The sequence below is a fragment of the Streptomyces sp. NPDC001410 genome, assembly GCF_042895235.1.
Taxonomy (GTDB): Bacteria; Actinomycetota; Actinomycetes; order Streptomycetales; family Streptomycetaceae; genus Streptomyces.
Genome location: NZ_JBIAWE010000032.1, coordinates 19,924 through 38,910, shown reverse-complemented (window position 1 = coordinate 38,910; position 18,987 = coordinate 19,924). Strand labels below are relative to the sequence as shown.

General features: G+C 72.4%; 15 protein-coding genes. 8 read left to right on the top strand and 7 right to left on the bottom strand.

The genetic code is table 11. From position 1 onward, the window contains the following. Positions 1–764 precede the first annotated feature (764 nt). Both ACFY3C_RS43320 and ACFY3C_RS43315 read left to right on the top strand, forming a co-directional pair. Entirely contained in the window at positions 765–1,229 is a 465-nt protein-coding gene (locus tag ACFY3C_RS43320; protein ID WP_390774827.1) for a 3'-5' exonuclease, read from the top strand. A 732-nt stretch (positions 1,230–1,961) separates the two neighbouring features. Further along, positions 1,962–3,341: an MFS transporter gene (locus ACFY3C_RS43315; RefSeq protein WP_386575191.1), complete on the top strand. Its 1,380-nt coding sequence runs from the start codon at positions 1,962–1,964 to the stop codon at positions 3,339–3,341. 47 nt (positions 3,342–3,388) lie between these two features. Here ACFY3C_RS43315 and ACFY3C_RS43310 read toward each other — a convergent pair whose 3' ends face one another. The 4 genes from ACFY3C_RS43310 to lnt form a co-directional block, all read right to left on the bottom strand. Continuing rightward, positions 3,389–5,341 carry a helix-turn-helix domain-containing protein gene (locus tag ACFY3C_RS43310; protein WP_390774826.1) on the bottom strand — a complete coding sequence of 651 codons (1,953 nt, stop codon included), beginning with the start codon at positions 5,339–5,341 and terminating at the stop codon, positions 3,389–3,391. A gap of 76 nt (positions 5,342–5,417) precedes the next feature. Further along, a complete protein-coding gene (locus ACFY3C_RS43305) occupies positions 5,418–6,218 on the bottom strand; it encodes a 3-hydroxybutyrate dehydrogenase (RefSeq protein ID WP_390774825.1) in 801 nt (266 codons plus the stop codon). A gap of 54 nt (positions 6,219–6,272) precedes the next feature. After that, positions 6,273–6,752, bottom strand: a complete 480-nt coding sequence (locus ACFY3C_RS43300; protein WP_386575187.1) for an NUDIX domain-containing protein — start codon at positions 6,750–6,752, stop codon at positions 6,273–6,275. Between the two features lie 67 nt (positions 6,753–6,819). After that, positions 6,820–8,427, bottom strand: coding sequence for an apolipoprotein N-acyltransferase (gene lnt, locus ACFY3C_RS43295; RefSeq protein WP_390774824.1), 1,608 nt, complete (start codon positions 8,425–8,427; stop codon positions 6,820–6,822). Between the two features lie 299 nt (positions 8,428–8,726). Here lnt and ACFY3C_RS43290 point away from each other — a divergent pair, with 299 nt between their 5' ends. Beyond that, positions 8,727–9,680: an O-antigen ligase family protein gene (locus ACFY3C_RS43290; RefSeq protein ID WP_386575185.1), complete on the top strand. Its 954-nt coding sequence runs from the start codon at positions 8,727–8,729 to the stop codon at positions 9,678–9,680. A gap of 415 nt (positions 9,681–10,095) precedes the next feature. On the opposite strand, the gene ACFY3C_RS43285 is transcribed toward ACFY3C_RS43290, so the two are convergent. Both ACFY3C_RS43285 and ACFY3C_RS43280 read right to left on the bottom strand, forming a co-directional pair. Beyond that, a complete protein-coding gene (locus ACFY3C_RS43285; RefSeq protein WP_386575184.1) occupies positions 10,096–10,641 on the bottom strand; it encodes a hypothetical protein in 546 nt (181 codons plus the stop codon). 94 nt (positions 10,642–10,735) lie between these two features. Continuing rightward, positions 10,736–11,530 carry a glutamate racemase gene (locus ACFY3C_RS43280; RefSeq protein WP_390774823.1) on the bottom strand — a complete coding sequence of 265 codons (795 nt, stop codon included), beginning with the start codon at positions 11,528–11,530 and terminating at the stop codon, positions 10,736–10,738. Between the two features lie 57 nt (positions 11,531–11,587). Between ACFY3C_RS43280 and ACFY3C_RS43275 the strand changes: the two genes are divergently transcribed. Further along, complete coding sequence (locus tag ACFY3C_RS43275; protein WP_386575181.1) at positions 11,588–12,763, top strand: glycosyltransferase; 1,176 nt, start codon at positions 11,588–11,590, stop codon at positions 12,761–12,763. A 7-nt stretch (positions 12,764–12,770) separates the two neighbouring features. Here the strand turns inward: ACFY3C_RS43275 and ACFY3C_RS43270 are convergent, their stop codons facing one another. Continuing rightward, the gene (locus ACFY3C_RS43270) at positions 12,771–14,063 is read right to left on the bottom strand and encodes a TerD family protein (RefSeq protein ID WP_390774840.1); all 1,293 of its coding nucleotides are present in this window, start codon (positions 14,061–14,063) and stop codon (positions 12,771–12,773) included. A 296-nt stretch (positions 14,064–14,359) separates the two neighbouring features. On the opposite strand from ACFY3C_RS43270, the gene ACFY3C_RS43265 reads away from it, so the two are divergent. The 4 genes from ACFY3C_RS43265 (at position 14,360) to ACFY3C_RS43250 (ending at position 18,987) form a co-directional block, all read left to right on the top strand. Continuing rightward, complete coding sequence (locus ACFY3C_RS43265; RefSeq protein ID WP_386575180.1) at positions 14,360–14,794, top strand: DUF6643 family protein; 435 nt, start codon at positions 14,360–14,362, stop codon at positions 14,792–14,794. A gap of 43 nt (positions 14,795–14,837) precedes the next feature. Beyond that, complete coding sequence (locus ACFY3C_RS43260; RefSeq protein ID WP_386575179.1) at positions 14,838–15,662, top strand: MOSC domain-containing protein; 825 nt, start codon at positions 14,838–14,840, stop codon at positions 15,660–15,662. 169 nt (positions 15,663–15,831) lie between these two features. Further along, the gene (locus ACFY3C_RS43255; protein ID WP_386575177.1) at positions 15,832–16,437 is read left to right on the top strand and encodes a hypothetical protein; all 606 of its coding nucleotides are present in this window, start codon (positions 15,832–15,834) and stop codon (positions 16,435–16,437) included. Positions 16,438–16,548: 111 nt separating this feature from the next. Next, complete coding sequence (locus tag ACFY3C_RS43250; RefSeq protein WP_390774822.1) at positions 16,549–18,987, top strand: right-handed parallel beta-helix repeat-containing protein; 2,439 nt, start codon at positions 16,549–16,551, stop codon at positions 18,985–18,987.

The window sequence follows — 18,987 nt, the reverse complement described above, 5'->3', positions numbered from 1 at the left end:
AGTGGTCGGGGAATGAAAGCCACACGCGACCCCGGGAGCGCCCCTTCGTCGACGGCACAGCCGAGATCGCGAACTACCTTGCGATGGTGCGGTGGTGACTGACCGTGCGGGCTGGACGGCATGCGAAACGTTTCTGTTATACGGGCACGCCGGTGGGGCTCCAGTCGATCCGAGAGACCGGATCGCAGGAAGGTTAGAGGATCGGTTCAACTTTTGTCATGCACACAATGCGTAAAGGTTTAGCTAAGTAGACTCGTAGTGGAACCGAGTCCCAAAGACGTGCCAGATGTCGGCTGGTAGTCCTGCAGCCTGCCTCAGAGTTGGCGTGAGCCGAGTTGCCGGCCAGGACATCGAGAGCACGCCACAGCTCGGTCGCTAACACGCTGCTTGCCTTCCCCGGGCGTTCGATGCAGACGCACGAGCCATGGCCTGGACGCCAAGGGCCAGGGTCCCCTCGACGGTCTGGTTTGAGCGCGCTGCTCGGCGGGGGGCTCACCGTCGAGTGGCCCACCACAGCACCACTGGAATCCGGCATTTCAACACCGAAGACCCTGGCGGGATGGTGCCAGCCAGGGCCTCCGGGGATCGCGTCCCATGAAGTGGTGTAGCCGGGCAGGGTCTCGGAACGCGCGGGCGTCTGCCCGGGGCGTGCATCCGCCGGCGGCGCATGCTCCCTGAACAAGGGCAGGCCATCGCGCAAGTCTCCCTGGCGAACGGCCAGTTCAACTCTGCTCCTCAACGAAATCGCCGAGAGCTCGCTCGGCATGCAGGCCGTCTTCCTCAACGACGCCCTGATCACCTTGGGCATCGCAGACCGCGAAGCTCTGGTACGGCTGCATCCGCACCTCCAATCCACCGTGGAATCACTGACCGGCGCAAATAGAGTGCGGAGAATTTGGAACGACTTCGTCGACATACTGATCACGAAACTGCCCGTCAAACCTTCGAACAAGCATGCGCGAACCGCACTCGCCGGCTTGCAGAACCTCCGAGCGAGATCTCAGGTCGCGCGCGACCAACTGGTCCCCGGCCTGACTTGTCACCAGGCCAAGGGCAAAGAGTGGGACACCGTCGGTGTCAGGCTGGAAGAGAACGATGCGGCAGCGCTGTACAACGGCCTCGTCCTCGAATGCGAGGAGCATCGTTCCCTGTACGTCGCCCTTACCCGGGCACGACGCCGCACCGTCGCGTCCGACCCACCCAGACTCGTGCGGAACGTGCACGCATGACCGTCCGTCCGACCACCTGCCCTCGGTGACCGCTATGACACCGCTGCCGGTGCCTGCCGCGCCGCTGCCGGGGGCAGGGCAAGTGTGATGGGCGGTCGCCGCAAGTCCATACGACCAGGAACGGCGATTACGATCCCTCGTTTCACCACCAAGGCGACCGCCACGCCGCCGCTCGGGCTCGCTACAACCGCGAGCGCCCCTCGCTCATCCCTGAGCTCCCGGGGTGCAGAACCTCTCTCCGGGTGCGCCCACCAACTCAATCAAGACCAAGATCCCGACCATACACGGGCCAACACCCCACCCATAGTGAGTCCAACCATCGTTTCCCCTGGTCACGACGCCATGCGTGATGTACCACCAGCAGACGAAGAACTGCCGGGACGAACGTGCACCGCTCCCAAGAGCGGCGCCTGCCTCTCCAGCCGAGTCACCTACCACCGGCTTCCCTGGGTCCATCAGCCCCAGATGACCGAGTTCAACGGAACGTAGTCAGCACCAAACCAGCACGGGAGACAGCACGGCACCGTCAAATCACCCCGAAATACGCCTCTCGGACGCCACTCGTTTCGACCGTTTCAATCGGCCGAACCACCCTTCGGTGAGCGGGCATGGTGGATGCACGCACAGCTGAACCCCGAACTATGGTGCCCCACCACATGTGCGCCTGACGTGCGTGTTTCTACGGTGTGCCGACACGTACCCGTCCCCACCGCACACGAGGAAGTGGCGCACATGGCCTCCGCAGCAGCATCCGCTCCCCCACCCCCCGCCAGCCTCCCCCGCATCGTCGCCGCCAGCCTCATCGGCACCACCATCGAGTGGTACGACTTCTTCCTGTACGGCTCTGCCGCCGCGCTGGTGTTCAACAAGCTGTTCTTTCCGGACTCCGATCCGCTCGTCGGGACGCTGTTGTCGTTTCTGACGTATGCCGTCGGGTTCGCGGCCCGCCCGCTGGGGGCGCTCGTGTTCGGGCACTACGGTGACCGGCTGGGGCGCAAGAAGTTGCTGGTGCTGAGCCTGCTGCTGATGGGCGGGGCGACCTTCGCCATCGGGCTGCTGCCGACGCACGCGACGGTCGGCTCCGCCGCGCCGGTGCTGCTGACCGCGCTGCGCCTCGTACAGGGGTTCGCGCTCGGTGGTGAGTGGGGTGGCGCCGTGCTGCTGGTGTCCGAGCACGGGGACGCGCGGCGGCGCGGGTTCTGGGCCGCGTGGCCGCAGACGGGGGCGCCCGCCGGGCAGTTGCTGGCGACCGGTGTGCTGTCGCTGCTCACCGCCGTGCTCTCGGACGAGGCCTTCGGCACCTGGGGCTGGCGGATCCCGTTCCTGCTCTCCGGTGTGCTGGTGATCGTCGGTTTGTGGATTCGTCTCTCCGTCGATGAATCGCCCGTCTTCAAGGAGGCGTTGGAGCGGGCCGAGTCGCGGCGGTCCGTCGAGGCGGAGAAGCCGCCGCTCGTCTCCGTGCTGCGGGACCACTGGCGGGACGTGCTCGTCGCCATGGGCGCCCGCATGGCGGAGAACATCAGCTACTACGTCATCACCGCCTTCATCCTCGTGTACGCCACCACGTCCGCCGGTGTCTCGAAGCAGACCGCGCTCAACGCCGTCCTCATCGGCTCCGCCGTGCACTTCGCCGTGATCCCGGCCTGGGGCGCGCTCTCCGACCGGGTCGGGCGGCGGCCCGTGTACCTGCTGGGCGCGGCCGGCGTGGGTCTGTGGATGTTCCCGTTCTTCGCGCTCGTCGACACCGGCTCCTTCGGGTACCTGGTGCTCGCCGTGACCGTCGGCCTGGTGCTGCACGGTGCGATGTACGCACCCCAGGCCGCCTTCTTCGCCGAGATGTTCGCCACCCGGATGCGGTACTCGGGTGCCTCCATCGGTGCCCAGTTCGCCTCGGTGGCGGCCGGCGCCCCCGCCCCGCTCATCGCCACCGCGCTGCTCGCCGACTACGGCAGCTCCACCCCGATCGCCCTGTACGTGATCGCGGCGGCCGTGCTGACGCTGATCGCGGTGGGCGTGGCCCGGGAGACCCGGCACCGGGATCTCGCCCAGGTGGAGGCCGGGGACGGCGCTCAGGCCGCCGTGAGTGCGGCGGCCGACGCCCGGACGGTCTGACCGGCGCGACGGCACGAACCGAGGACCGGCCCCCGCGCGGGGGCCGGTCAGTGCCGTACCGGTGCCGCCAACCGGTGCAGGCGCAGGGCCAGTTGGATCTCCAGGGCGCGGGCGGGGCTCTGCCAGTCCTCGCCCAGGAGGCGGCCCACCCGCTCCAGTCGCTGGGCGACCGTGTTCACGTGCACGTGGAGTGCGTCCTTGGTGCGGGCCGGGCTCAGTCCGCAGGCGAAGTACGCGTCCAGGGTGCGCAACAGCTCCGTGCCGCGGCGCGCGTCGTAGGCCACGACCGGGCCGATGGTGCGGTCGACGAAGCCGCCGATGTCCCGTTCGCCCGCGAGGAGCAGGCCGAGGAAGCCGAAGTCCTCGGCCGCCGCGCCGTCTCCGTCACGGCCGAGGAGGTGCAGGGCGTCCAGGCAGCGGCGGCCCTCGGCGTAGGCGGCGGCCACGGTGTCGGGGTGGGTGGCGAGGTCGGTGACGGGGGCTGAGGCGCCGACCGTGACGGGCTGGTGGACGGCCGTGCCGAGGTGGCGGGCGGTGCGGCGGGCCACGTCCGTGGCGGTGTCGCCGGCGGCGAGCGGGAGCAGCAGGACCGTGCCGCCGTCGCGGGCGGCGGCCAGGCCCTGCCGGGTGGCGGCGAGGTGGGAGGCGGCGGACCACAGACGGCGGCGGGCGGCGGCTTCCTCGTCGGCGTCGGCCGCCGGGCCGTCGAGGCGGGTCGCGAGGACGACGTGGGTGGCTTCCAGGTCGGCGTGCAGCCGGGCGGCGCGTTCGCGCAGCAGGCGCGGATCCCGGTCGCGGGCGTCCAGGAGGTCGTCCAGCAGTTCGCCCCGCACGCGCTGTTCGGCCTCGGAGGCGGAGCGGCGGGCCAGCAGGAGCAGCGAGGTGACCATCGCCGCGCGTTCCAGGGTGCGCTGGTCGACCGGGTCCAGGCCGGGGTGGCCGCGCAGCACCAGTGCGCCGAGGAGTTCGCCGCCCGCGGTCACCGCGGCGATCCAGTCGCCGCCGTGCCGTACGGCGTGTCCCTCGGCACGGGACGCCTCCAGGGACTCGGCCGGTGCCGTGCCGGCCTCGGTGAACTCGACTGTTCCGTCGAGGACTTGGGAGACGGCCGCGGCCACGTCGTGGACTCCGCCGCCACGCAGCACCAGCTCGGCGAGCCGGTCGTGCACGTCGGAGGCGCGCTCGATGACGGCGCTGCGGTCCCGGATGATCTCGTTGGCGTGCTCCAGTCCCGCCAGGGCCGCGCGGGTCTCGGTGAGCAGGTTGGCGGTGTCGATGGCGGCCGCGGCGAGCGCGGCGAAGGAGCCGAGCAGGGCGATCTGCTCGCGTTCGAAGACGCGGGCCCGCCGGTCCGCGGCGAAGAGGACGCCGATGACGTGCGGGCCGAGCATCAGCGGCACGCCGAGGATGGCGACCAGGCCCTCGTCGCGGACGCCGGCGTCGATGGTGAGGGTGTGCTGGAAGCGGCCGTCCTGGAAGTAGTCGTCCGTGACGTACGGCCGCGCGGTCTGGGCGACGAGTCCGCCGAGCCCCTCGCCCATGCCGAGACGCAGTTGCTGGAAGCGGGCCGAGACCGAGCCCTCCGTCACGCGCATGTAGGTGTCGCCGCGTGCCGGGTCGTTGAGGCTGAGGTAGGCGATGTCCGTGCCGAGCAGGGAGCGGGCGCGCTGCACGATCGCCTGGAGGACGGCGTCCAGGTCCCTGAGGCCTGCCAGGTCGTGGGCGGTCTCGAAGAGCGCCGACAGTTCCGCCTCGCGCCGCCGTCGCCCTTCCAGTTCCGAACGCACCCGCAGGGCGACGAGCTTGGCGCGCTCCAGGGCGGCGATCCGGTCCGCCGGCTGTCCCTCGGCGCGGGCGAGCAGCACCGGCTGCTCATACGCCTCCACCGAGGCGTCGCGGGCCAGCAGCTCGAGGTACGGGGCCTCCGCGCTGCCCTCGGACACCCCGGTGGCGCCCTCGGTGGTGGGGCGCTCGGCCGGCTGGACGTGATCGCGAGACATGGTCACAGGATTCCGCATCGGGCGCCCGGCCCGTCGGGCCTGTGGAAAACTCTCCGGCCGGGCGCCGCCGGCCCGCTCAGTGGGCCGTCCATCCGCCGTCCAGCACCAGCGAGGTACCGGTGACGAAGGACGCCTGCGGGCTGCACAGGTAGGCCACGGCCTCGGCGACCTCGTCCGGTTCGATGAGCCGCCGGACGGCGCTGTCCTTGAGCAGGATGTCGGACAGGACGCGCTGTTCGGGGATGCCGTGCGCCTGGGCCTGGTCGGCGATCTGCTTCTCGACCAGTGGGGTGCGCACATAGGCCGGGTTCACACAGTTCGAGGTCACACCGTGCGGGGCGCCCTCCAGGGCAGCCGTCTTGGAGAGGCCTTCGAGGCCATGTTTGGCGGCCACATAGGCGGCCTTGAAGGCCGAGGCGCGCAGCCCGTGGACGGAGGACACGTTGACGATCCGTCCCCAGCCCTGCGCGTACATGTGCGGGAGGGCGCCGCGGATGAGCCGGAACGGCGCCTCCAGCATCACGGTGAGCACCGTGTGGAAGACGTCGGGCGGGAACTGTTCGATGGGCCGCACCAGCTGCAGCCCGGCGTTGTTGACCAGGACGTCGGTGCCGGCGGCGGCGTGTTCGGCGGCGTCCAGGTCGGTGAGGTCCAGGACGTGCGGTTCGACGGTGCCCGCCAGGTCCCGGGCTCGGTCGGCGAGTGAGTCCAGGCCGGCGGCGTCCCGGTCGACGGCTCTCACCTTGGCCCCGGCAGCCGCCAGCCGCAGCGCGCAGGCGCCGCCGATGCCGCCGGCGGCGCCGGTGACGAGGGCGGTACGGCCGCCGAGGTCGAGCGAGGGGGCGTGGGGGCCGGGCAGGGCGCTGGGCTGGGTCATGTGCCGACCCTAAGCAGCACCCCAGCCCGACCACATGTGGTCAGACCCCATACTTCATTCGAAACTCGTAGGGTCGAACCATGTGGGTTCATCCGACAGGGCCTGCTTGATCCGGACCAGCTGGTGTTCGTCCATCGGCGGCAGCGCGTCCACCTCGAACCAGCCGACGTCCAGCGACTCGTCGTCGTTGACCCGCGCCTCGCCGCCGACGGCCCGGCAGCGGAAGGTGATGTCCATGAACTGGCAGATGTCGCCGTTGTTGTAGGTGATCCGCTCGCCGGACTTCACCATGACGATCCGTTCGGCTACGCACCGTACGGCCGACTCCTCGTACACCTCGCGCACGGCGGCGGCGGCCGGCTGCTCACCGGGGTCCGGGATGCCGGAGAGCAGCGCCCACTTGTGGTTGTCCGCGCGCTGCCCCAGCAGGATCCTGCCCTGGTCGTCGAAGACGACGGCGCTGACTCCGGGGAGCCAGAGCAGCTGGTGGCCCGCGGAGGCCCTGATCGTGCGGATGAAGTCAGGAGTAGCCATGGAACCGACCCTAACGGGCCGGTTCCATCAAGCCAGTCGGTTCCCCGGGCGTGCGGCGGGCGTACGGCTATGCGTCACCCGAGCGCCGGGCACGTATCCCGGACCCGATCGCCCAGCCGAGACCGCCCGCGGCGACCAGTACCAGGGCGATCTCCGGCAGGATGCCCAGCCTGGTCGCGGGCGTCTCGGACGTGCGCAGCGGGACCTTCTGGACGAGGTAGGCGGGCACGAACATGCCGGTCTTCTGGGTGATCTTCCCGTCCGGCATGATGACCGCGCTGACGCCGCTGGTCACCGGCACGGTCACGGTCCGGCTGTGCTCGACGGCGCGGACACGGGACATGGCGAGCTGCTGGTAGGTCATCTCGCTGCGGTCGAAGGTGGCGTTGTTGCTGGGCACGGAGATCATCTCCGCGCCGTGCGTGACGGTGTCCCGCACGGCCCAGTCGAAGGCGGCCTCGTAGCAGGTGGCGAGGCCGACCTTGGCGCCGTCGATGTCGAACACGCCCGGCTCGCTGCCCCGGCTGAAGTCCTGGCGGACCATGCCGGTCCAGTTCTTGTTGATCGCGCCGACGAGCCCGCGCAGCGGAAGGTACTCGCCGAACGGCTGCACCTGGCGCTTGTCGTAGGTCTGGGTCGGCCCCTTGGCCGGGTCCCACAGGATCTGCTCGTTGAGCAGCCTGCCGTCCTTCTCGACGACTCCGCCGACCGAGATGGGCACCCCGACGGCCCGGGCGGCACTGTCGATGACGGCGGCCGCGTCGGAGTTGGTGAAGGGGTCGATGTCGGAGGAGTTCTCCGGCCACAGCACGTAGTCGGGCTTGGCGACCTTGCCCGCCTTGATGTCGGCGGCGAGCTTGAGGGTCTCGCGCGCGTGGTAGTCGAGGACGGCCCGCCGCTGGGCGCTGAACTCCAGCCCGGCCCGGGGCACGTTGCCCTGGATGACCGCGACGGTCGCGGTGCCGTCCTCGGCCTTGTCGCTCACCAGCGGCCGCGCGGCGGCCGCTCCCGCCACCGGTACGGCGACGCTCAGTAGCGCGACGGCCGCGGCCCCGCGCCGGAGGGTCCGGGTGCGGCGCCGCTCGGCGATCAGGCGCCCCGCCTCGAACAGACCGAAGCCGCACAGGACCACCGCGAAGCCGAGCACCGGGGTGCCGCCCACCGCGGCGAGCGGCAGGAAGACGCCGTCGGCCTGACCGAAGGCGATCTTGCCCCAGGGGAAGCCGCGGAAGGGCACGCGCGCGCGTACCGCCTCGCCCGCGATCCACAGGGCGGCCGCCCACACCGGCCACGCAGGCAGCTTGGCCACCGCGGCGACACCGACGCCGACGAGGGCGACGAAGACCGCCTCGATGGCGACCAGCGCGAGCCAGGGGCCGGGGCCGACCTCCACGCCGGTCCACACCAGCAGCGGCAGGAGGAAGCCGAGTCCGAAGAGGTAGCCGAGACCGAGCGCCGCCTTCCAGGTGCGGCCGCGCAGTACCCAGGCGAAGCCGGCGAAGGCGGGCAGGGCCAGCCACCACAGCGGGCGCGGCGGGAAGCTGACGTAGAGCAGCACTCCGCAGAGTGCGGAGGCGACGGCCGGGACCAGGCGCTGCAGCCGGCGGCCGCGCGCGCTCGGCGCGGGGGACGGCTGGAGGCCGGACTGGTCCACGGAGGTTGCGGTGACGGTCACCCGGGGAGTGTACGGCGGTTGACGTTGCCGCCGACAGCACGGGCCGGTGCGAGCGGTGCCCCCACCTGCACCGCGCCGGAATCACGACGTTCCTGCGCCGCTCGTGCCCAAATCGGTCATCAGCCGTTACGGTGTGCCCGAGCCTCAGCGGTGCGGCCGGTCCCGGCGCGTGCGGCCGGGGCCTGCCACAGGTCGGGGGACCGGGGTGCGAGGGGCGACGGGTGGTGTCGACGGGGACGAGGTCCGCGACCGGTGCGGACGCATACAGAGGCAGGCGAAACGTTTCTGACGGGGCGGGCATGATCCTGCTGGGAGCGTGCGCCGCCTGGTCGCTGATCACGGCGGCGGCCCACGACGGGCGGCCCGAGGGAGTGCTGCTCGCGGTGCTCGCCGTGATCGCCGGTTATGCCGCGGGCCGGATATCCGGGGCGCTGCTTCCGGTGGCCGCGCCCTGCGCGGGTGCGTCGGCGGGACTCGCGCTGGCCGTGGTCCTGCCCGACCTCTCCCCCGGCCCCCGCTACGCCGCCCCGCTCGGCCACGCCGGAGCCACCGCCGCCCTGCTGGCGCTGGCGACCGGCGCCGCGTGCTGTGCCGCCTGGGCCGCGCGCGGGCCCGGGTTGCGGCTCGGGCTGCGGCTGCTCGCCGCCGGGATCGCGCTGACCGGGGCCGCCATGGGTTCGGCCATCGGCTGCGCGGCCAGTGCCGCGGTTCTGCTGTGCTCGCTCGCCGCGGGCTCGATGCCCCGCCGAGGCGTCGGAATCGCCGGTCTCGCGCTCGCGGCGGCCCTGGTGGCGGGGACGATCTGGGCGGTCGCCGCCGGTGCCCTGCCGGAGGCGCTGGAGAGCCGGTTCGCCCCGCACCGGGTCCAGCTGTGGCAGGACGCGCTGCGGCTGGCCCGCCGGGACGCGGGCCTGGGCGTCGGCCCGGGCCGCTTCGGCGAGCTGAGCGACACCGCGCCACCGGCCGTCCTGCTCGACGACAGACCGCACTCGGCCCTGCTCCAGCAGGCGGCCGAACAGGGCCTCGTCGGGGTGCTCCTGCTGGCCGCCGGATTCGGCTGGGCCCTCTACGCCCTGTGGCGCACCCCGCGCTCCACACCGATCGCCCTCACCGCGGGCGCGGCCCTGACCGCCCTTGCCGCGATCGCCTCCGTCGGCAACGCACTGAGCTTCACCACGGTGACCGCGGGCGCGGGCCTGCTGGCGGGGTGGGCTACGGCACGGCCGTGGGCGGGCGACAGCACGGAGCTGTAGCGAGACGCAAGGCAGGAGCGCGGCGGCCGGCGCACGCGCGGGCAGAGTACGGTGCGTGCGAGGGCAGCCTCCGACTCAAAGCGACCCGCGTTCCCGAACCAGCCCGGCAGCCCGCCGCTCCCAACCCAGCCGGTCCCTGACGGCCCGCACCACCACCCCCGCGCGCTCAGTGCACAGAGCGGGAGCACGGCGTCCGGCTGCACGCCGAGGGCAGCGTCCGGTGTGTGCGAGGCAGCGTCCGACTCGAAACGACTTGGGTTTCCGAACGAACCCGGCGGCCCACCACGTCCGCGCGCTCAGCGCAGATCGGGAGCGTGGCGTCCGGTGCGCGCGGGCACCGTCCGATCGATGTCTGCGAGGCAGCGTCCGACTCGAAGCGGCCAAGGTTCCCGGAAGAACCCGGCCGACCGCCGCCTCAGCTCGCGCCCCCGGGCGTCATCGTCCGCAGCCGGTCCCTGATGGCCCGGACCGCTGCCTCCGCGTTGTCCACGGTGATCGTGAAGGTGTGGCCGTCCCACAGGCGCAGCACGATGCCCTCGCCCCGGCGGACGACGACCGCGGTGCCCTTCTCGGGGCGCCAGCGGTAGCCCCAGCCGCCCCACTGGCGCGGGGTGACATGGGCGGTGAAGTCGGCGCCGGCGACCTGGGAGAGCGGGATGCGGCGGCGTGGCACGCCGATGTGGCCGCAGCGCACCTCGACGCACTCCTTGTCGAGCTTGAGGTCGACGTGCACGAAGGCGAGCGTGCCGAAGAGGACCAGCAGGCCGGCGGCGATGCAACCCACGACGGACATCACCAGCGGGGCGATGCCGGAGCTCCAGGCCGAGTCCACGGCCAGCAGGATGCCGAGCGCCAGGCAGGCCGCGCCGCCCAGCGCCAGCAGCCACTGCACCCGGTTGGTGGCACGTCCGATCCAGACGTCGGGGTGCGAGGTGTCCTCGGCGTCGCGGTGCTCCCTCATATCTACGAGGTTACTCAGGTTTCGCTCCGCGGGTACCGGCGTGCGGAGGGTGACTGTTCCGGGCGGCGCGCCCCGTGGAGGCGGCCGCCCCAGGTCACCGCCGGTCGGCGAGTGGTCCGGCGGCGGGCAGCAGCCGTCCTTCGGCATAGTGCAGCGCGGCCGCGGGCAGCACGCCCTCGCGGCCACTCAGCAGCACCGTCAGCGTGCCCTCGGCCGGGGCCTCGGGGGCGGGCTGTTCGCCCAGGCGCCGCAGGGCCTGGGCGGCCACGGCGCCGGCGGAGCCGTGCAGCGCGAGCGGAGCGGCACCGGGGCGCTGGACGGCGGCGCGGATACGTTCCGCCACCAGCTCGTAGTGGGTGCAGCCCAGGACGACGGTCGTCACGTCCTGCGGGGTCAGCGCGGCCGCGGCGGCGACCGCCACGTCGATGGCCACCTCGTCCGCGTGCTCCACGGCCTCCGCGAGCCCCCAGCAGGGCACCTCGGTGACGTGGACGCCGTCGGCGAAGTCCTCGATGAGACCGCGCTGGTAGGGGCTGCCGGTGGTGGCGGGCGTGGCCCAGATGGCGACGGGGCCGCCGCCGGCGGCGGCCGGCTTGATCGCCGGGACCGTGCCGATCACCGGGACGCCGGGCTCCAGGCGGGCGCGCAGGGCGGGCAGGGCGTGCACGGTGGCGGTGTTGCAGCCGACGATCAGGGCGTCGGGCCGGCGGGCCGCGGCGGCCTCGGCGACGGCCAGGGCACGTTGGGTGAGGTCCTCGGTTGTGCGCGGCCCCCAGGGCATGCCGTCGGGGTCGAGCGAGAGGACGAGATCCGCGTCGGGGCGCAGGCGCCGTACCGCGACGGTGGCCGCCAGCAGGCCGATTCCGGAGTCCATGAGCGCGATCTTCACCCGGCCACGATAGACGATGCGACCTTGCGCGCCGGTCCGGTGGGGCAGACTGCGCCCGTGAGCGCGATCGTGTGGACCACCGTCGTATCCCTCGCCGCCTGGTGCTGGCTGCTGCTGTGCCAGGGCTTCTTCTGGCGCACGGACGTCCGGCTGCCTCCGCGCCGGGAACCTGCGGTGTGGCCGTCGGTCTGTGTGGTCGTACCGGCCCGTGACGAGGCCGGCGTGCTGCCCGCGAGCCTGCCGTCGCTGCTCGCGCAGGACTATCCGGGGCGGGCGGAGGTCTTCCTCGTGGACGACGGGAGCACGGACGGCACCGGGGAGCTGGCCCGCGGGCTGTCGCGGCGGCACGGCGGGCTGCCGCTCACGGTGGACTCCCCCGGTGAGCCGCCCGCGGGCTGGACGGGCAAGCTGTGGGCGGTGCGGCACGGCATCGGTCTCGCACGCGCGCGTGACCCCGAATACCTGCTCCTGACGGACGCGGACATCGCGCATGCGCCGGACAGCCTGCGGGAACTGGTGGCGGCGGCCCGCACCGGGGGGTTCGACGTGGTGTCGCAGATGGCGCGGCTGCGGGTGGAGAGCCTGTGGGAGCGGCTCGTGGTCCCGGCGTTCGTCTACTTCTTCGCGCAGCTGTATCCCTTCCGGTGGATCGGCCTGCAGGGGTCGCGGACGGCGGCGGCCGCGGGCGGCTGTGTCCTGCTGCGCGCGGACATGGCCGGGAAGGCGCGGATCCCGGACGCCATCCGGCATGCCGTCATCGACGACGTCGCCCTCGCGCGCGCGGTGAAGGGCATCGGCGGTCACATCTGGCTCGGGCTGGCCGACCGGGTGGACAGCGTGCGTCCCTATCCGCGGCTGCACGATCTGTGGCGGATGGTCTCGCGCAGCGCGTACGCCCAGCTGCGGCACAACCCGCTGCTGCTGTTCGGCACGGTCGCCGGGCTCGCCCTGGTGTACCTGGTGCCGCCCGCGGCCGTGGTGGCCGGTGCGGTCACGGGCAGTGCGGCGACGGCGGTCGTGGGCGCGGCCGCGTGGGCGGTGATGACGGGGACGTACGTGCCGATGCTCCGTTACTACCGGCAGCCGTTGTGGCTGGCGCCGCTGCTGCCCTTCACCGCGCTCCTCTACCTCCTCATGACGGTCGACTCCGCCGTGCAGCACTACCGGGGTCGCGGGGCGGCCTGGAAGGGCCGCACGTACGCGCGTCCGGACGCCGTGCCCGACGAGGGCTGAAATGGCGCTACTTGCGCCCGGGTGTCCAGTTCATTCCCCACCCGTAGGCGCGGTCCATGGTCCGCTGCGGGCTCACTCCGCGCTCCGGTACCAGGTAGCGCGCCTCGCGCTGGACGACGAGGTCGCCGCCGTTGTTGGTGATCAGGGCGAGTGCGCACACCGTGGAGGGGACCGTGCACTCGTCCAGTGAGAAGTCGATCGGGGCGCCGTGCTGGGGCTGGAGGGTGACCGTGGCGTGCAGGTCGGCGAAGGAGGCCGCGCCCTCGTAGATCGTGACGAAGACCAGGATGCGCCGGAAGTCCTGTTTGTGGTCGAGGTTGACGGTGAGGTTCTCACCGCTTGCCACGGCGCCCGTACGGTCGTCGCCGTCGAGGTGGATGTACGGCGGCCGGTTCAGGGACCCGAAGGCGTTGCCGAGTGCCTGGACGACGCCCTTGCGGCCGTCGGCGAGTTCGTACAGGGCGCACAGGTCGAGGTCGAGGTCCCCCTGGCCACCGCCCCATCGGCCGCCCCAGCCCGGGAACTGCTTGCGCACCTGCCAGTTGAGGTTGACCCGCATGGCGCCGGAGGTGCCGCCCTGTTTGGCCAGGGAGACGGAGGGGGCGGCCTTGGTGAGGGTGACCTTGGAGAGGCGGACCGGCGCGGCAGCAGGGGTCGCCGGGGGCGGTGGCAGGGGCACGGGAGCGGTGGTCGGCGGCGGCAGGGTCGCCGCAGGCGGGACCGGCGGCGCGGCGGGGGGCGCGGGAGGCGGTGCGGCTGCCGTGCGAGGCGGCGCGGTCTGCTGCGGCTCGTCGACGGTGATACCGAAGTCCGCTGCCAGGCCTTCGAGTCCGCTGCTGTACCCCTGGCCGACGGCGCGGAACTTCCAGCCGCCCTGACGGCGGTAGAACTCGCCGAGCACGAAGGCCGTCTCCACGGTCGCGCCGGGGCTGTCGAAGCGGGCGACCGCGCCACCGGCGGCGTCGGTCACCTCGATGTAGAGGTCCGGGACCTGCCCGAACGTCCCGCCGTCCGCGGAGGCCGCGAGGACCACCCGCTCGATCCCGCTCTCCACGCGCGCGAGGTCCACGAAGAGGGTGTCGGTGACGAGCCCGCCGGCGGTCCGCTTGCCCTCGTGACGGACCGCGCCGGAGGGGTGCGCCGGCTGGTTGTAGAAGACGAAGTCCCCGTCGGAGCGGACCTTTCCGGCCACGAGCAGCAGGGCCGAGGCGTCCGCGTCGGGCACGCCGGGTCCGGAGCGCCAGCCCAATTCGACGCGCAGGGCCGTGGTCGGCACCGGCGCATTGGATCCTTTCGGCATTGTCATGTCCGCCCCCATCGCGTGTCAGCGTCCCGGACGCGCCCGGGCTCCCGGGATCATCCCTACCCGCCCAACCTATTCCCAGGGACAGGGAACTCCCATGACCGGCGCAGGAAGATCGCCGGTCAACCGCCGGTAACCCGGCAGGAACTCGGCATTTACACGATCCAAACGTTGAACGGCGTCCATTTTTGCCAAGTTCGCTCGGATTGGGGATCCCGCGTCACTGCCGACACGGAAAACAACCCTCTTATCGGTCTCCCCAACCAGCACATCGTGGGCTTAACTTATGTGCCATGACCTCCCCCCGCTCCACCTATGGCGGCGGCTACTACTCCGCCTCCTTCCCGGACACCCCGATCTACGACTCGCTCGTGGCCGAGCGGGGCACCCCGCAGATCGCCCCGATCCGGGTCCCCGCCGCGTACGACATGGGCAGCAACCTGCCCGCGCTCCCGTCGGCGCTGCCTGCCCTCCCGGCGGCCCCGTCCCCGCAGGTCCCCGCCTACGGCTATCCGCAGGTCCAGCCCGCCCCGCTGCAGCAGGCGCCCACGGCGTACATCCCGCAGCAGGCGAGCGCGCCCCGCGGCTATCCCGGCCCGCAGGCCCCGCAGCCGCCGCGTCCGATGGCGGGCGGCACGGGCTACGAGGCCATGCGCCCCGCCGCGCCGCGGCCCGCACCGGCTCCTTACCAGGATCCGTACAACAACCAGCAGTACCGCGGCTACTGACCGGCGCACCCCGGTTGTCGGTGCCACCTGGCACGATGGCGTCATGGGGAACGCCGAACTGCAGTCGATCCACGTCCATCCGGTCAAGGCGTTCCGGGGGATCGCGCCCCGGACAGCCGTGGTGGAGCCCTGGGGGCTGGCCGGAGACCGACGCTGGGCTCTGATCGACGACGGGGGAAAGGTCGTCACACAGCGCGAGGAGCCGCGCCTCGCGCTGGCCGCCGCCGAGCCGATGCCCGGCGGCGGCGTTCGTCTGTCCGCGCCCGGTCAGGAGCCGCTCACGGTCCGCGTCCCTGAGCCGGGGGCGACGGTGCCGACGCACGTCTTCGGCACGAAGGTGGAGGCGGTCCTCGCCTCCGACACGGCTCACGACTGGTGTTCCGCCTATCTCGGTGCCGATGTCCGTCTGGTCCACATGGACGATCCGGCCACCCGGCGTCCGGTCGACCCGGAGTACGCACTGCCGGGCGAGACGGTGAGCTTCGCCGACGGCTACCCCCTGCTGGTCACCACCGTCGCCTCCCTCGACGCCCTGAACTCCCTCATAGCCCAGGGAGACGACGCCGCCGAGGGCCCGCTGCCCATGAACCGGTTCCGGCCCAACGTGGTCGTCGCGGGCACCGAGGCCTGGGCCGAGGACGACTGGGCACGGATCGCCATCGGCGAGGTGGTCTTCCGGGTCGCCAAGGCCTCCGGGCGCTGCGTCGTGACCACGACCGACCAGGACACCGCCGTACGCGGCCGTGAGCCCTTGCGCACGCTCGCACGGCACCGCAGGGTCGGCTCGCGGCTGCTCTTCGGCCAGAACCTGGTGGCTCTCACGCCCGGCACGATCCGGGTCGGGGACCCGGTGCGGGTGCTCAGGTAGCGAAACGGCTCGGCGGGCGGGGAACCCAGGGGCGGGGCCCGGTCGTTGAGACGACATGAGAATTGCGTGAGAGGCCCCGGGCCTGGAGTGATCTCGTTCTTCCTCGGTCGGGGCCGGGGGTGAGCGGCTCCGTCGGGGGTCATCACGGAGCAGAGGGGGGTGGGGGGACGTGCGAGCAATCCGCGGCCTGTGGCGCTGGCGGCGCAATCCGCTGCGCCGCACGACCGACCTGGCCGAGGCCTGGGTGGCCCTCGTGGCGCTGGTGCTGGTCGCCGTGGCCGCACCCGTGATCGGCTCCCTGGTCGGCGTGGCCGCGCAGGACTCCCTGCAGCGCTCCGTGCGGGAGCAGCAGCACTCCCGCCACCTCGTCACGGCCACCGTGGTCCGCGGGCTGGGCAGCGCCCCGATGGAGACCGACCCCGACACCGGCACCGCACACGACTCCCGCAGCCGGGTCCTCGCCGACTGGACGGCACCGGACGGCACCCGTCAGCACGGAGTCGCGCTGGCGAACCTCAAGTCCCCGCAGGCGGGCGACCACTTCAGGCTGTGGACGGATCCGCACGGCCGAATAACGACCCGCCCGCTGGACTCCCCCACGGCGACGACGCACGCGGTGCTGGCCGGATTCGGCGCGGCTCTGCTGGCCGTGGGCCTGGTCGAGAGCGGCCGGCGGCTGGTCGTCTGGCGCATGGTCCGCCGCCGTTACGCACGTTGGGACCAGGCCTGGGACCGGGCGGGCCCGGACTGGGGCAAGGCGGGCACCGGCAGCTGACGGCCTTTCCGGCTCTGGTCAATCCACCACCCGCGCGCACGCTACGGTGGACCGGCCGACTCGCTTTCGGCATCAAACCCGCGTACTACGAGGTGGGGGCACAGCAACGCCATGGCACAGGGCACGGTCCAGGTGACGCACACCGGTACATCGCGGTGGCGGCGCCGCACGGGTGAGTACACCTCGCTCGCCGCCGCCCTGGAGGCCGCCGCCGACGGTGACGTCCTCACCATCGCGCCCGGCACCTACCGGGAGAACCTCGTCGTCCAGCGGTCGGTGACCCTGCGCGGGCCGGAGGGCTCGCCGGGCTCGGTGCGGATCGCGCCCGTGGACGGGGTGCCGCTGACCGTGCGGGCCTCCGCGGTGGTGCAGGACCTGCACGTGGAGGGTCAGGACGCGGCGGCGCCCGCCCTGTTGGTGGAGGACGGCACGCCCGAGCTGATGGACGTGCGGATCGTCACCCGGTCCGCCACGGGCATCGAGGTGCGGGGCGGGGCGCGGCCGACCGTGCGGCGCTGCACCGTGGACAACCCGGCCGGCATCGGCATCGCCGTCCTCGACGGCGGCGGCGGGGTGTTCGAGGAGTGCGAGGTCGTCGCGGCCGGGCAGGCGGGCGTGGCGGTCCGTGGCGGCGCCCATCCCCGCCTGGAGCGGTGCCGGGTGCACCACGCCTCCGGCACCGGGCTGAGCGCGACCGGAGAGAACTCCGCCCTGGAGGCCGTCGGTTGCGAGGTGTACGAGGTCCGGGGCTCCGGGGTGCAGGTCACCCAGCGGGCCACGGCGCACCTGACCGACTGCGACGTGCACCGCACCACGGCCGACGGTGTCACGCTCGACACGGACGCGGTGCTCACGCTCGCGGACTGCCGGATCCACGACATCCCGGAGAACGCGGTCGATCTGCGCTCCCGTTCGGTGCTCACGCTGACCCGGACAACAGTGCGTCAGTTCGGGCGCAACGGCCTGTCGGTGTGGGACCCGGGCACCCGGGTGGACGCCAACCAGTGCGAGATCTTCGACAGCACCGGCGACTATCCGGCGGTGTGGGTGAGCGACGGCGCCACCGTGGTGCTCGAGTCCTGCCGGGTGCACGACGTGCCGGACGCGCTGTTCGTGCTGGACCGCGGCTCGCGCGCGGACGTCGTGGACAGCGACCTTTCCCAGGTGCGCAACACGGCCGTGTCGGTGAGCGACGGCGCGACCGCGCAGCTCGACGACTGCCGGATCCGGGAGGCGGCCACCGGCGCCTGGTTCCGTGACCACGGCAGCGGCGGAACGCTCAACAACTGCACCCTGGACGGCATGCAGACCGGTGTGATCGTCACCAAGGGCGCCGACCCGACCATCGAGCGGTGCACGGTCGACTCGCCCGCCGAGGCGGGTTTCTACGTGTCCGCCGGCGGCCGGGGCAGCTTCCTGAACTGCCGGGTCAGCGGCAGCGGCGGCTACGGCTTCCATGTGATCGACGGCTGCCGTACGACGCTGCGGAAGTGCCGCACGGAGCGGTGTGCGCGCGGCGGTTACGAGTTCGCCGACGCGGGGCCGGACGCGGGGACCGGGACGGGCCCCGTCGTGGAGGACTGCACCAGCGACGAGAGCGGCAGCCTCAGGCCGCCGGCGCCCCGCGAGACGGCCGTACAGACCTCCTCGCCCTCGCCCGGGCTGCTCGGCGCGATCCCCGGGCAGCGCACCACGGAGCAGGAGCCGCTCGTCGCCGCGGCCGAGCCGGAGAAGCCGGCCCGGACGTCGAAGGCCGTGCTCGGTGAACTGGACGCACTGGTGGGCCTGGAGAGCGTCAAGCGCGAGGTGCGGGCGCTGACCGACATGATCGAGGTGGGCCGGCGCCGCCAGCAGGCGGGTCTGAAGGCGGCCTCGGTCAAGCGGCATCTGGTCTTCACCGGCTCCCCCGGCACCGGCAAGACGACGGTCGCCCGGCTGTACGGCGAGATCCTCGCCTCCCTCGCGGTGCTGGAGAAGGGCCACCTGGTCGAGGTGTCCCGGGTCGACCTGGTCGGCGAGCACATCGGCTCCACCGCGATCCGCACCCAGGAGGCCTTCGAACGGGCGCGCGGCGGTGTGCTGTTCATCGACGAGGCCTACGCCCTGTCCCCGGAGGACGCCGGGCGGGACTTCGGCAAGGAGGCCATCGACACGCTGGTGAAGCTGATGGAGGACCACCGGGACGCGGTGGTGGTGATCGTCGCCGGCTACACGGCCGAGATGGAGCGCTTCCTCTCCGTCAACCCCGGTGTCGCCTCCCGCTTCTCCCGGACCATCACCTTCAGCGACTACGGCCCCGACGAACTGCTCAGGATCGTCGAGCAGCAGGCCGACGAGCACGAGTACCGGCTGGCGCCGGGCGCTTCGGAGGCCCTGCTGAAGTACTTCACGGCGATCCCGAAGGGCCCCGCGTTCGGCAACGGCCGTACCGCGCGCCAGACCTTCGAGGCGATGGTGGAACGGCACGCGAGCCGCGTCGCGCAGCTGGCGGACCCCAGCACCGACGACCTGACCCTGCTCTACGCGGAGGACCTGCCGGAGCTGGACTGA